General features: G+C 65.1%; 13 protein-coding genes. 11 read left to right on the top strand and 2 right to left on the bottom strand.

Translation table 11 applies throughout. The features are described 5' to 3' along the window. Nucleotides 1–73: 73 nt before the first annotated feature. The 11 genes from hemB (at nt 74) to Har1131_RS02645 (ending at nt 10,387) form a co-directional block, all read left to right on the top strand. Nucleotides 74–1,066, top strand: coding sequence for a porphobilinogen synthase (gene hemB, locus Har1131_RS02695; RefSeq protein WP_050037240.1), 993 nt, complete (start codon nt 74–76; stop codon nt 1,064–1,066). A 170-nt stretch (nt 1,067–1,236) separates the two neighbouring features. Next, nucleotides 1,237–1,950: a DUF4129 domain-containing protein gene (locus Har1131_RS02690; RefSeq protein ID WP_129755784.1), complete on the top strand. Its 714-nt coding sequence runs from the start codon at nt 1,237–1,239 to the stop codon at nt 1,948–1,950. After that, nucleotides 1,947–2,474 (top strand): hypothetical protein, encoded by a 528-nt coding sequence (locus tag Har1131_RS02685; RefSeq protein ID WP_151144981.1) that lies wholly within the window; start codon nt 1,947–1,949, stop codon nt 2,472–2,474. Before Har1131_RS02690 ends, Har1131_RS02685 begins: the two co-directional genes overlap by 4 nt. Beyond that, complete coding sequence (locus Har1131_RS02680) at nt 2,471–3,727, top strand: DUF58 domain-containing protein (RefSeq protein ID WP_151144978.1); 1,257 nt, start codon at nt 2,471–2,473, stop codon at nt 3,725–3,727. The genes Har1131_RS02685 and Har1131_RS02680 overlap by 4 nt, the downstream gene beginning before the upstream one ends. Then, nucleotides 3,724–4,206 (top strand): hypothetical protein, encoded by a 483-nt coding sequence (locus Har1131_RS02675; RefSeq protein ID WP_151144975.1) that lies wholly within the window; start codon nt 3,724–3,726, stop codon nt 4,204–4,206. Before Har1131_RS02680 ends, Har1131_RS02675 begins: the two co-directional genes overlap by 4 nt. 339 nt (nt 4,207–4,545) lie before the next feature. Beyond that, entirely contained in the window at nt 4,546–5,874 is a 1,329-nt protein-coding gene (locus Har1131_RS02670) for an ammonium transporter (RefSeq protein ID WP_014041644.1), read from the top strand. Then, nucleotides 5,867–6,232, top strand: coding sequence for a P-II family nitrogen regulator (locus Har1131_RS02665; RefSeq protein ID WP_004517663.1), 366 nt, complete (start codon nt 5,867–5,869; stop codon nt 6,230–6,232). Before Har1131_RS02670 ends, Har1131_RS02665 begins: the two co-directional genes overlap by 8 nt. Nucleotides 6,233–6,241: 9 nt before the next feature. Next, nucleotides 6,242–6,700: an HTH-type transcriptional regulator Lrp gene (gene lrp / locus Har1131_RS02660; protein WP_014041645.1), complete on the top strand. Its 459-nt coding sequence runs from the start codon at nt 6,242–6,244 to the stop codon at nt 6,698–6,700. Between the two features lie 119 nt (nt 6,701–6,819). Continuing rightward, complete coding sequence (locus tag Har1131_RS02655; RefSeq protein WP_146417664.1) at nt 6,820–8,178, top strand: substrate-binding protein; 1,359 nt, start codon at nt 6,820–6,822, stop codon at nt 8,176–8,178. A 40-nt stretch (nt 8,179–8,218) separates the two neighbouring features. Continuing rightward, nucleotides 8,219–8,863, top strand: coding sequence for a chemotaxis protein CheC (locus tag Har1131_RS02650; protein ID WP_014041647.1), 645 nt, complete (start codon nt 8,219–8,221; stop codon nt 8,861–8,863). A 171-nt stretch (nt 8,864–9,034) separates the two neighbouring features. Next, a complete protein-coding gene (locus Har1131_RS02645) occupies nt 9,035–10,387 on the top strand; it encodes a substrate-binding protein (RefSeq protein WP_151144970.1) in 1,353 nt (450 codons plus the stop codon). 263 nt (nt 10,388–10,650) lie between these two features. Here Har1131_RS02645 and Har1131_RS02640 read toward each other — a convergent pair whose 3' ends face one another. Both Har1131_RS02640 and Har1131_RS02635 read right to left on the bottom strand, forming a co-directional pair. After that, nucleotides 10,651–12,417, bottom strand: a complete 1,767-nt coding sequence (locus Har1131_RS02640) for a nitrite/sulfite reductase (protein WP_151144967.1) — start codon at nt 12,415–12,417, stop codon at nt 10,651–10,653. 428 nt (nt 12,418–12,845) lie between these two features. Next, a complete protein-coding gene (locus tag Har1131_RS02635) occupies nt 12,846–14,168 on the bottom strand; it encodes an MFS transporter (RefSeq protein ID WP_151144964.1) in 1,323 nt (440 codons plus the stop codon). Nucleotides 14,169–14,285 lie beyond the last annotated feature (117 nt).

Raw genomic sequence — 14,285 nt, 5'->3', positions numbered from 1 at the left:
GTCTGCCAAAAAAGTGGTTGCGTTTAAGCACACAAACGGTGGGTTCATGCCGGCCACGGTCTGAAATGGCAGTATGAACCTGACACAGCGCCCGCGCCGCCTGCGAACCGACGGCGTGCGACCGCTGGTACGCGAAACGGAGCTCTCTGCGTCGGACCTCATCGCGCCGGTGTTCGTCGACGCGACGACCGACGAGCGAGTCCCAATCGAGACGATGCCGGGTCACGAACGGGTCCCGGTCGGCGAGGCGGTCGAGCGCGTCGAGGAGGTCCTCGAAACCGGCGTCGAAGCGGTGATGCTGTTCGGCGTCCCCGAGTCGAAAGACGAGCGCGGGAGCCGCGCCTGGGCCGAAGACGGCGTCGTGCAGGAAGCCACGCGCCGCATCACGAGTGAGACGGACGCCTACATCATCACGGACGTCTGTCTCTGTGAGTACACCGACCACGGCCACTGCGGTGTCCTCGAAGATGACGCTGCCGAGAACCCGCGGCTGACGGTACGTAACGACGAGACGCTCGATTTGCTGGGGAAAATCGCCGCGAGCCACGCCGCGGCCGGGGCCGACATGGTCGCCCCGTCGGGCATGATCGACGGGATGGTCGGGGCGATTCGGGAGGCGCTGGACGCCCAAGGCGACACCGACGTGCCCGTCATGAGCTACGCCGCGAAGTACGAGTCGGCCTTCTACGGCCCGTTCCGGGACGCCGCGGACGGCGCGCCGGCCTTCGGCGACCGGCGGCACTACCAGATGGACCCCGCGAACGCACGCGAGGCCAGCCGCGAGGTCGATCTCGACGTCGAGCAGGGCGCAGACGTGCTGATGGTCAAGCCCGCCCTGCCGTATCTGGACATCGTCAAGGAGATCCGGGAGTCTTACGACCACCCCGTCGCCGCCTACAACGTCTCCGGCGAGTACGCGATGCTCCACGCCGCCGCCGAGAAGGGCTGGCTCGACCTCGAAGCGGTCGCCTACGAGTCGTTGCTGTCCATCAAACGCGCCGGCGCGGACCTCATTCTGACCTACTTCGCCGAGGACCTCGCTGACGAACTCTATAGTAACAATTGAAACGATTTACACACTGATCGCACTGCAGTCGTGCGATCAGGTGTGCATTGATTTTCAATGGCTACTATAGGCGGGACCAGTCCCCGTGTGTACCCGTTCGAACCGCGCCCATGGGTTCCAGCGAACGGCAGGTCCCTAACCTATTCATGTGACAGGGGCGGAGTGGCCGTATGCAGCGACAGTCCCTCCTCGTGGCGGTTGTCGCCGCGATTGCGCTGCTGTCGTTCAGCGTCGGCGCCGCGAGCCTCGACGCCGCCACCGGGTCCGACCAGGCGGAGATGACCCGTGACGACAGCGAGATCGACAACCCCGACGGACAGGGCCTCAGCGACCCGCCGGGTAGCATCGACCCACCCGAAAGCGAAAACGGCGCTCGCGCGCTGCTGCCGAGTGTCCCCGCCCCGGCAGTCGGTGCGCTCGCCGTCGGCCTCGCAGTGGGTCTGGTCGTCCTCTGGCGGCTGGCCGGTCAGAGCCGGACCATCGACGAGACGGGCGGCGAAACGCCAGCCGTCGCAACAGCGGAGTCCGCGAAGGCCCCCTCGCATAGCGCGGCTGCAATCGACGTACCCCTGACCAACGACGTGTACCGCGCGTGGGCCGCCCTCGAAGATGCGGTGACCGTGGACGACGATGCATCGTCCCCGCAGGACATCGAGGCGAACGCGACGGCGGCCGGGGCCGACCCCGACGCCGTCGCCTCGCTCCGGTCGGTGTTCGAGCGGGTTCGCTACGGCCGGGAGCGGCCGGACGCTGACCTGGAGTCCCAAGCCCGTGCGGCGCTGGAACGAGCGACCGACGACACGGACGACATCGTGGCGAATCCCGACGATGTGGCTTCTGAGAACAAAGACGCAGACGAGTCCGCAGGGGAGGCCGGCACGTGACACTGCGCCGGGTTCCGCTGGCGCTCGGCCTCGTCGCGACAGCCATCGGCGTCAGTCTCGCCGCGCTCGGCGCGCCGCTGTTGCCCTCGGGCGCTGTCTCGGACCTCCCGATACTCGCGGTGGCCGTCTTCGCTGGCGGTGTCGCGCTCCTCGCGCTCCTGGTTCGCTCCCTCGACAGCGAACGCGGGATGGCGCTGCCGGACACAGACAGCCAGTACGTCACGGTCCCCGGCGACGATATCGACGAGGCGCTTGCTGCTGGAGCCGGACAGGAAGCGATCCGGCGGCGCGTCGAGGGGGTCGCTGTCACCGTCCTCCAGCGCGACGGGCTCTCTCCCGACGAGGCAGCGGACGCGCTCCGGTCCGGCGCGTGGACGGACAGGGAGCCGGCTCGGAAACTGTTCGACGGGACACCGATATCGCTCCGGGCGCGGCTGTCCGGGTGGCTCTCGGGTATCCGTCCGTTCCAGCGGCGCGTCGCCCACGCGACGGCGGAACTCCGACGACGCGACGAGGAGCGATGAGCGAGGTCCATCGCACCGGCCGCTGGTTCGGGCTGGCCGGGGCCGCACTGGTCGCCGTCGGCGTCGGACTGGTGGGGCAGGTCCCCGCGCTCGTGTTGCTGGGCGGGCTCGGCGTCACGCTGAGCGCGTACGACCGGGTCGCTGTCCCGCCGGCGGCGGACGTGTCGATACAGCGATCCATCACACCGACAGAACCCGCACTCGGCGAGCGGGTCACCGTGGCGCTCACCGTCCGCAACGACGGATCACGGACGATTCCGGACCTCCGGCTCGCCGACGGCGTGCCGGATTCTGTCCGCGTCGTTGACGGGTCGGCGTCGCTGGGGACGGCGCTGCGGCCCGGCGCATCGACGACGATTACCTACGAGATTACCGGCGGGACCGACCGCTGCGTGTTCGACCCGGCGACGGTCGTCGTCAGGGACGTTGTCGGCGTCGCCGCCCGACGAACGCACGTCACGGCCGAACCCGACACCGTCACCTGGGAACAGCCGACCAGTTCGGCGCTGTTGCCGCTGGTCCCCGCAGTGGCCCGCCGACCCGGGACGGTACCCGTCGACGAGGGCGGCGAAGGGGTCTCCTTCTACGCGGTCAGGGAGCACCGGTCGAACGACCCGCTCTCCCGCGTCGACTGGAATCAGTACGCCCGCACCGGCGACCTGCGGACCGTCGAGTTCCGCCGCGAGCAATCCGCGACGGTCGTGGTGGTCGTCGACGCCAGAGCAGCCGCCGCGCTCGCGCCGCGTCCGGACGCCGAGACAGCCATCGAGCGGTCGACGATGGCTGCCGTCGCCCTCGTCGAGGGGCTCCCCGAGGACGGCCACGAGGTCGGCGTCGCGGCGTACTCGCCACACGGAGCGTGGCTCGCACCGGGCACGAGCGCCGCGCACCAGCAACAGGCCCGGGACCTGCTCAGGACCGACCGCGCGTTCGCCGCGACATCGGTCACCCGAACACCGGACACAACGAAGCTCATCGCACAACTGCCGACAGCGGCGAACGTCGTCTTCCTCGGGCCGCTGTGTGACGACGACAGCGAGGCGCTGGTCCGTCGACTCGCCGCCAGCGGCCACCCGGTGACGGTCCTGAGTCCCGACCCGACCGCGACGGACACGGCGGGCCACCGGCTGGCACGGCTTGAACGCCGTGAGCGGCTCCGTCGGTTGCGAGCCGCCGGCATCGCCGTCCACGACTGGCCCGCAACTGAGCCGCTGGAACAGGTAACCGAACGGGCCTGGCGGGGTGGCCAATGATACCGCGAACCGGAGCCGTCTGTGGCGGTGCGGCGCTGACGGCGGGCGTCGTGACGCTTTTCGTCGCCGGCATTAGCGCGGTCTCGACCGCCGCCACCCTCGTCGGCGTTGTGCTGCTCGCCGGCGGACAACTGATTCAGTCCGGCCGGCTCATCGACGTCGCCAGCGCGTCACTGTTCCTGGCGCTGCTGGTGGCCGCCCTTCAGGGGGCAACGACGACCACGGTGCTGGTCGCCGGCGGCGCGACGGTGCTGGCCTGGACCTTCGCCCATGCGGCTATCGACCTCTATGCGGACCTCGGAACAGCGCCCGGAACGCCTGTCGAACTCATGCACGTCGCGGGGACGACAGGGCTGGTCGGGGGAGCCGTCGTGGTGACGACCCTGCTCTTTCAGCTTGACGTGCCGCCGCTGTCGCCGCTGGCGCTGGCAAGCGTCGTACTGGGCGCAATCGCACTGACTGCGGCGCTCAGGCGATGACCAGTCGGGCAGTGTAGGTGGAAGACTGAGAGCGCGCGCAAGGGAAAACGGCCTATTTGGCCCCCTCTGGCCGGAACTGGGGGCAACAAACGTCCAAAATTCCAGTGTGCATATACGGACTTTCTTGACGGAGAACAACCTTATATCCATAATATCATACCATAATCTGGACGGTCGTCTACCACATCCCCTCTAATTTCCGTGTTCATAAAGGCAAACCTTATGTAGTGTTGTTACCAGAGCCTTTCTCGTGAAAGAGTTGAAGAAGTTGAGCCAAAGTGGAGTGAAGTTGGACATTCAGACGCCTGCAGATACGAAAACGAAACAGGTGAGCTAGAAATGAGCTACACTGCACTACAGGTAGATCCGAGCGTACTCGCAGAGGGGGTTAACCTGCTGTGGGTACTGGTGGTATCGTTCCTGATTTTCTTCATGCACGCGGGCTTCGCCATGCTGGAGGCGGGCCAGGTGCGCTCGAAGAACGTCGCGAACCAGCTAACGAAGAACCTCCTGACCTGGTCGGTCGGCGTGACGGTGTTCTTCCTGATCGGCTCGGGGATCAGTGCCCTGGTCGGCGGGAGCGGCTTCTCGCCCGCCTTCGGCGCAGGGGCCGCAAACGACTACGTCGGCTGGCTGTTCGGTGCCGTCTTCGCGATGACGGCGGCGACCATCGTCTCCGGCGCGGTCGCCGGACGGGCCAAGCTCCGTGCGTACATCACGTACACGTTCCTGCTGGCGGCGGTCATCTACCCAGTCGTCACCGGGATCACGTGGGCCGGCGCGTACATCAGCTTCGGCGGCGAGGCGTTCCACGACTTCGCCGGCGGGATGATCGTCCACGGCATGGGCGGCATCGCGGGCCTCACGGCGGCGTACGTCCTCGGCCCACGCATGGGCCGGTACAACGAGGACGGCTCCGCGAACGTCATTCCGGGCCACTCCCTGACGTTCGCCGTTCTGGGAACGCTCATCCTCGCGTTCGGCTGGTACGGCTTCAACGTCGGGACGGCGGCGACCGTCTTCGTCGTTGAGGACGGATCGCTCGCCCTCGGCGCGTTCGCGACGGTCGGCCGCGTCGCGATGACGACGACCATCGCGATGGCCTGCGGTGCGATGGGTGCCGGACTGGTCGCGTGGCTGAAGACCGGGAAGGTCGACACCCTGTACGTGGCAAACGGGCTGCTTGCCGGGCTGGTCGGCATCACGGCGATCCCCGACACCACGACGTGGTGGGGCGCAATCGTCGTCGGCGGCCTCGCGGGCGGACAGCTGCCGGTCGTGTTCAGCTTCATCGAGAACCGGATGAAAATCGACGACGTCTGTGCCGTCTTCCCGGTCCACGGGAGCGCCGGCGTGCTCGGCACGCTGCTGTTCCCGTTCGTCGCCACGTCCGGCACGGTCGGATCGGTCGTTAACGCCTTTATCGCACAGCTGATCGGCGTCGCCGCCATCGCGGGCTGGACGATTGTCGCAACCGGGGTCGTCTGGTACGCCCTCAAGGCGGCCGGCCAGGCTCGGGTCACGCCCGAACACGAGCAGGAAGGGCTGGACGTCAGCGAACACGGCGTCGAGACCTACCCCGAGTTCGGTGGTGGCGAGAGCGTCGTCGCCGATGGTGGTAAAGTGAGCCCGAGCATGCGTACTGACGGAGGTTCCCAAGATGACTGACGAAACCGACGACTCTGAAATCAAGATGGTAGTCGCAATGGTTCGACCGGACAAACTCGGCGACGTGAAGAAGGCGCTCGCCGAGGTCGGCGCGCCCTCGCTGACAGTGACGAACGTCTCCGGTCGCGGCTCACAGCCCGCAAAGAAGGGGCAGTGGCGCGGCGAGGAGTACGTCGTCGACCTGCACCAGAAGGTCAAAGTCGAGACGGTGGTCGCGGACATCCCCGCGGAGGATGTCGTCGACGCCATCGCCGACGGTGCCCACACCGGCGAGAAAGGTGACGGCAAGATATTCGTCCTCCCCGTGGACAACGCCTACCAGGTCCGAACCGGTAAAGAAGGCCCAGAGGCAGTCTGAGCGGACGAAATGGTCGATGATACCGACAGACAGGTAGTGAACGCACTGCTTCAGGACGGCCGGGCGAGCGCCCGTGACGTCGCCGCCGCGACCGGTATCGCGGCGACCACGGTGTCTCGCCGGATGGACGACCTGGAGGCGACCGGTGTGATCGACGAATACACCGTCGACATCGATTACGGGGCGCTGGGCTACGACGTGACCGCCGTGTTCCAGCTCTCCGTCGAGGGCGACGGGCTCGGACGGGTGGTGGACCAGCTACGGGACCGACGCGAGATGATCGCGGTCTACGAGGTGACCGGTGACCACGACATCGTGGCCGTCGGGAAGTTCACCGACACGCAGTCGATGAACGAGCGGATAAAGACGCTGCTGACCGACGAGGATATCCGATCTGCCTCGACGTCAGTCGTACTGAATACGGTGTGCGAACACGAGCAGTTCCCGGTCGACGGAACTGACGCCTGAGGACGACGCCTGTTTTCCGACTGGCAACCACAGCAGTGAGTAGCGTCCCGTATCGGTTTGGAGACCTATTGAGCGATGAAGGAAGGTTTAATTACAGCAGTAGTAATATATTTTTCATCATGGATTGGGATGCTCGGGGGTCAACGGTGACGCGACGGGAGCTACTCGGAGCCGTCGGAGCGAGTTCGCTCGCCGGACTTGCTGGCTGTGGCGGGGGCAGTCGCGCCACGACGCCGACAAGCAGTGCCACAGCGTACGCGAACCAGCCGGTCGACGACGACCAGGTGACGCTTGGCCTCACAGTCCCACAGTCGGGGTCGTTCTCGCCGCTTGGGACCGGCCAGCAGCGCGGGTTCGAACTGGCCATCGACCACCTCAACGAGGGCGGCGGCTGGGTCGACACCGACGCGTGGCAGGCGCTGTCCGGGGACGGCATTCTCGGCCGGACGGTCGAGAGCGTCATAGCTGACACGGAGTCCAGTTCGAAAACGGCCCGTGACGTGGCAGAGACGCTGGTCGAGCAGGACGGTGCCGTGATGGTCGCCGGCGGCGGGTCGACGAACACAGCCCGGGAGTTGCTCAAGTACTGTCCGACCCGCGGCGTGGTCCACATGCTCGGGTTCGCGCCGGGGACGAACGTTACGGGGATCGGCTGCTCGCGGTACGGGTTTCAGGAGATGCACAACGGTCGGATGGCCGCCAACGCGCTGGCTCCGGTGTTGACCGAGCGGTTCGACGGGCGAACGGAGTTCTACCAGTTGTACGCCAGCTCGGATTTCGGTTTCACGCAGTCCGAGCAGTTCAAGCGCCGGTTCCAGTCGGAGAACTGGAGCGAGATGGGCGCGACGAAGACGCGGGTCGGAACGGAGAACTTCAGGCCGCAGTTGCAGGAGGCCGTGGACACTGACGTCGACGCCATCGTGTTGTCCTACCGCGGGCGCGACGCAGTCACCGCGCTGAACCAGGCGACGGATATAGTCCCGGAAGAGATGGACATCGTCATGCCGATCGTGAGTCGGCAACTGGCCCGCGATGTCGGCGCCGACATGGCCGGTATCGTCGGCACTATTTCGTGGGATTACAGCATCGAGACACCGCTCTCGACGGCGTTCACGGAGGCGTTCGATGCGGCGTACGCCGACGATCAGGTCCGGGTCCCGTCAGACCAGGCTCGACTGGCCTACGCACAGACGCTCCAGTACGCCGCGGCCGTCGAGCGGGCCGGGACGTTCGAACCGCCGGCCGTCATCCGTGAACTCGAAGGCACCACGTACCAAGCCGGACGCGGCGAGGCGACGTTACGGGCATGCGATCACCAGTCGGTGGGACCTGTTCCCGTCGTCGAAGGATCCAGTCAGGGCCCCGAGGTACTCGACGTCATTCAGCTTTCGACTGACGTCGCGTACGGCTGCGAGGAGTATCCCGCAAGCGAGTGTACTGACCTGGGGCCGTACGAACCCGAGACGGCCGACAGTTGAGGGGCGGTGGCGTTAAGCCGCTCGCGCCGCTCCAGAAGATATGGGCTTGAAAGTGGACGTGCGGAAGCTGGACCTTTTCAATCAGATGGCAAAGGAGGGGTCTGGGACAGTCGCGGAGAACCTCGGGCAGCTGACCGGGCTCGACGCGACAGTTCGGACCTCACAGATCAATTTTCTCGACATTGCGGACGTCAAAACACACATCGGCGACGACAAGGGCGTCGGCATCTACGTCGAACTGAACGAACCGCCCTACGGCTACGTCCTGTTTCTGCTCGAACCAGACGACAGCAAGCAGATGGCCAGCGCGATGATGGGTGGAATGGGTGAGCCAAGCGAGGGCGAGGGGTTCTCCGACATGGAACGGTCGGCGATGCAGGAGATCGGCAACATCATGACCTCCGCGTTCATCGACGGGTGGGCCAACGTGCTGGAGACGACCATCGACATGGGGACACCGAACTTCGTGTTCGGGCCGGCCGACGGCATCGTCGACGAGATGGGCGGCTGGCCGGACTCCGACCTGGTGTTCGTCGTCGACTCGCGTATCACCGTCGACGACGGCGACCTCGGGATGACCGTGTACACGTTCCCCGAACTGGAGGACCTCGTCGCGCTCATCCAGGATATCGACCTCGATACCGACGTCGCAGTAGACACCGAAGCCAGCGACATTCTCGACTGACATCGGTCCCCTATCTCTTCTCCCCCTTTTCCTCGCACGGCCAGGGTGGATGTAATCACCGAGAAGACAGTCTGAAGGCCGTCACTACCAGATACCAGCGCCTTCTATGCTAATTGTTCACTCATTCCTATTGAAAAAAGTATTATATATATTTACCATCAAAAAGCTGGTATGGGATCGGAAAGAGGGGGAGCAGTTGACAGGCGGTCCGTACTACAGATCGCCGGTGGGGTCGGTACCGCAGGGCTCGCCGGGCTGGCGGGATGTCAGGGCGGGGGTTCGACAATCGAAAGCACACCGGAGCATCCACCGCTCGGGAACTATCCGGTCGAAGGAGAAACGGTCACGCTCGGCTTCAACGTCCCACAGTCGGGGACCTACGCCGCCGAAGGGCGCGACGAACTCCGGGGGTATGAGCTCGCGGTCACGCATCTCAACGAGGGCGGTGGCTGGGTCGGACAACGCTCCTTTGACGTGCTCAGCGGCGACGGCGTGCTCGGGAAGACCGTCGAGTACGTCACCGCGGACACGGAGACGAAACCGGATGTCGCAACGGCCAACGCCGAGGAGATGATCGAGCAAGACGACGTCATCATGTTCTCCGGCGGCTCGTCCAGTTCCGTCGCCATCGCCCAGCAGGACGTCGCACAGGCCCAGAAGGTCCCGTACATGTGCTGTCTGACCCACTCGAACGACACGACGGGACGGGACTGTGTCCGCTACAGCTTCCGGGAGATGTTCAACGCGTACATGACCGCACAGGCGCTGCTTCCGGTGCTCAAGGAACGGTTCGGCCGGGAGGCTCAGTACGTCCAGATCTACGCGGACTACAACTGGGGCAAGACCATGGAGTCGTCCATCCGTGACTTCTTCACGTCGAGCGGCTGGGTCGAACTCACAAGTATTCCGACGCGTCTCGGGACGACGGACTACGAGGAGCCGCTCAAGCAGGCCCGGGACGCCGGCGCGGAGGTCGTCTTCCTCGACCACTACGGACTCGACGCCGCGAACTCGCTGACAAAAGCCCAGGAGATTCTCCCGGACGAGGTGGGGATTGTGGTGCCGCTGTACAACCGCATCGTGGCACAGAACGCCTCGAAGGCGCTCGACGGCGTCGTCGGGACGGTCGCGTGGGACACCAGCGTCTCGTCTGACCTCTCGAACGAGTTCAAGAACGCCTTCACCGCCGAGTACGGGAACGCACAGCGGCCCTCCGGCGTGGCCCATCTGGCTTACGCACAGACGCTCCAGTACGCCGCGGCCGTCGAGCGGGCCGGCACCTTCTACCCGCCGGCGGTTATCCGGGAACTGGAAGACCACGAGTACTCGGTCGGGCTTGGCAGCCAGACAATGCGGCGCTGTGACCATCAGGCCCAGCGTGGCGTGCCGGTGGTCGAAGGGCTCTCCGAGTCCGAGCAGTCCCTTGGCCGGTTCTACGACCTGCTCAGCGTCACGAAGGCGGTCGGATACGACTGTGACGGCGGCCCGGCCACCGAGTGCGAACTCGGAGACTACGGGGACTAGAGCCAGAGCGCAGCGACTACTGCGCAACGGAAAAATACGGCAAACGGAGAACCGAACGGGGACGTGGACACGAGCAGTCCCCAGCTGTCAGAGGCAGACGGACGCGCTGTGACGGACACGTCACGTCGGCGTATCCGGCTGTTCGGAGCCGGGGCCGCGTTACTCCAGTAGCTCCGGTGCCGCGTCGTATGCCACCCCCTTGACCGCGGATTCCGGCGGATCGTCTCCGTCGTGGTCGGTCGGGCAGTCTGTCTCAGCCATGGTCAGTCGTCCGCCGAAATCGGCTGGCCCTCGGCGTCGGTCGGGGCCGGGCTTTCGCCGTCGTCGAATGGATACCACGACTGCTTGCCGTCGGCTAGACACGGGTCGGTGTACCCCTGGACCTCGTGGGGTTCGGCCAGTTCGACGATGGTCTCGTGACCGGTGGCGTCGACCCACTCGCGGAAGGTCTGACCCTCCGAGCGAAGCGCGGCGTAGGCTTCGACAATGTTGGCGATCATGCCCGGTGCCTCGTCGGCGGGTACGCGCTGGCGGACCCACTCGATGAACGTCGGCTCCTCGCCGATGCCGCCGCCGACGCCCACGTCGACGGCTTCGACCATCTGGCCGTCCTTGCGGGCGCGCATCCCCTGTAAGCCGATGTCGGCCGTCATCGCCTGGCCGCAGTCGGCCGTACAGCCCGAGAAGTGCATCTTGATGCGGTCCACGTCGTCGGGCACGTCGACGTTGTCACCGAGCCAGCGGAGCAAGCGGGCCATCCGCGCCTTCGTCTCCGTGAGCGCGAGCGAGCAGAACTCCGTCCCGGTACAGGCCATCGCGCCCTGAACGAACGGGTTCGGCTCGGGCGAGTGTTTCTCCAGCAGCGGCTCGTTGAGGAGGTTCGAGAGATTCCCGTCGGGTACGTCCATGATGAGCGGGTTCTGCCGGCGGGTCAGTCGCACCTCGCCGGAGCCGTAGGCGTCGGCGAGATCCGCGAGTTCGATGGCGTCCTCGGCGGAGAGTCGGCCGACCGGCACCGAGAGGCCGACGTAGTTCTTGTCGTCTTTCTGGTCGTAGACGCCGACGTGGTCGTGGGCACCGTACTCCGTGTGCTTGCCGGCGTTGTACGTGTACTCCCCGCGGAAGTCGGTCCCGGCGGTTTCGAACTCGAAATCAAGCCGTTCGTCGAGTTCCTCCCGGATGGCGTCGGTACCGTGTTCGTCGACGAAAAACCGAGCGCGGTTCTTCGAGCGGTTCGTCCGGTTGCCAACCTCGTGGTAGAACTCGACGAAGGCACGGACCGTCTCGACGGCGTGTTCGGGCCGGATGAACAGGTCGAGCGGACGGGCTTCGCGCGGTTCGCGGCCGCCGAGGCCGCCGCCGACGCGGACGTTGAACCCCTCGACTTCCTCGCCAGCAATGAACTTGTGGGCCGGCTCCAGCCCGATGTCGTTGATGCTGTCCTGGGCACACCCCTGCTTGCACCCCGTCACCGAGATATTGAACTTCCGGGGCATGTTGGCCAGGTCGTTATCGTCGCGGATGGTCTCCTGAATCTCGTCCAGAATCGGGCGGGACTCGACGTACTCCTCGGCCTTGCCGGCGACCGGGCAGCCGGAGATGTTCCGCATCGTATCCCCGCCCGCCGAGCGCGAGGAGACGCCGACGGCTTCGAGTTTCTCCCAGATCTCCGGGATGTCTTCGAGCTTGAGCCAGTGCAACTGGATGGACTGTCGCGTCGTGAGGTCGATCCAGCCGTTCCCGAACTCGGGGTTCTCGGCCGGTCCCTTCGCGTAGTCCCGAGCGACCTCGCCGATGGCCCGAAGCTGGTCGGGCTCCAGGACGCCGCCGCAGTTGGTCAGCCGCATCATGAAATACGACTCCTGGCCGCCGCGGTGGTGGAACACCCCCCAGAACTTGAACCGCGAGAACCACTTCTCCCGTTCGTCCTCGGGAATCGACTCCCAGCCTTTCTCGGCGAACTCCTCTAACTTCTCCCGTACCTCGTCGCCGTACAGCTCCGCCTTGTACTCCTCCTTTTTATGTGCCATCTTCGCGCGCCCCCGTTCTTAATGGATGTAGTTTTTTATCTCTCATATCTATCTGAATGTCCGCTAATTCACGTCTAAGTACTGAGGTCGATTCCTTATAACGCTATTCGTTAAAGAAATAAAGAATAATAGAGCGTTAGAAAATGGCCGTCCAGAATTATACCGTCTGAGAGGTGTTTAAAGAGGTTATACACTGCCCCGTCGACAGAGATGAAACCGCAGGACGGCAATCGGTTGTCCGGTCGAGTTCGGGACTGTGCGTCGGGGACGCTCCGCGGGCGTGATTCGCCCGACCGGAGCGCGACCCCGTAGAACTGAGGTGTCAGTCGCGCGCGAGCCGAACCGACGAGGGACGCGACACACCGGCCTGTTCAGTGCGTCACGCGTGCGGAAAAGAGAAAGAACGGCTCGTTCGAGAGCGATGAGCGTCAGTCGTCGCCGGAGGCGACGGTGGTGCCTTCCTGCGTGCTTCCGACGAACCCAGCCGTGTTAGCGACTTTCGCGATTTCCGGCTGGAACACCCATGCAGACAGCAACACAATCGGAATCATGGTGACGGCGGCCACGGAGTACCCCAGGTGGAGGTTCGCCAGCCACGGCGCGGAGTAAAGCAGCGGGTAGACGATGCCGCCGACGGTGCCGACGCCGCCGACGACGCCCGCGACCGAGCCCGAGTCGTTCGGGAACATCGCGGGCACCTGCGCGAAGATAGCGCCCTCGGCCCAGGCACAGCCCGTGCCCACGAGGAAACCGATGACGACGGCGTTCAGCAGGACGCCGGAGAGGCCGGCCAGCGTCATAGCGAACATCATCACCACGATGAAACAGAGCCCGAGGAACGTCCACTGTTCGCGGTACTGGCCCTTGAAGAACGGCAGGAGGTTCTTCTCCTTGCGGGCCAGCAGGTCGCTGCCGTAGCCGCCAAAGGGCCGGAGCAGGCCGGCGGCAATTGAGAACGTCGCCGCGAAGGTGCTCGCGATGACGAGGTTGTCCTGGTTGAACGCTTCGCGGTAGTAGGTGGCGAGCCACCCGTTCATCGACAGTTCGAGGCCGAAGGACATGATGTACGCGGCGGCGAGGACGACGGTGCCGTAGCGCGTGGCCGTGTGTAGCCAGCCCTTGAAGTTGGTGTCCTCCTTGGTCGCCTGGCGTTTCGCCTCGCTTTTCGCGGCCTCGCCCAGCGTGTAGTAGGCGATTGCGAGGAGGATGGAGACGATGCCGGTGTAGAAGAAGGCGGCCCGCCAGTTCGTCGAGAACAGCGGCCCGTTCCAGCCGGACCCGAACACACGGGGCAGGATGAGCGCCCCGCCGGCGGCACCGGCGTTCCCGACGCCGGCGTAGATGCCCTCCGCCAGGCCGAGGTTCTCCTCTTCGAACCACTCGGCGACGTGCTGGATGCCGATGACGAACGTGATGCCGGCCGTCGCCACGATGAGTCGCAACACGAAGAACACGGAGTAGTCCTGTGCGAAGGCGCTCCCTATCGAGAACACGCCGACGTAGGCCAGTACGATGGCGAAGATGGCCGGCGCACCGAACTTATCCGAGAGCCAGCCGGTGAGCATCCGGCCGAACGGTGCCATCCAGATGGCCGAACTGGCGAGAATACCGATTTCCGCGGTCGAGAGCCCGAACTCCTCTGCCATCGGGCCGGTGAACGGCGCAAAGGAGAACCAGATGAGAAACGAGAAATTGAACCCGATAGTTGCCAGCAACAGCGTCCGGTACTTCGTCATCTTGATCAGTCCCATGCCGACACCTCGGTTACGGACGCGGTATTGTTCACGGTCGATAACGAGACTTTGTTCACCAATCCGCCTTTATTTTGGATGTGTGCCCACATCAGTACATGAAGTCCGAAAGTCCCA

The sequence above is a fragment of the Haloarcula sp. CBA1131 genome, assembly GCF_008728975.1.
Classification (GTDB): Archaea; Halobacteriota; Halobacteria; order Halobacteriales; family Haloarculaceae; genus Haloarcula; species Haloarcula hispanica.
This window is presented reverse-complemented; position numbering and strand designations above follow the sequence as displayed.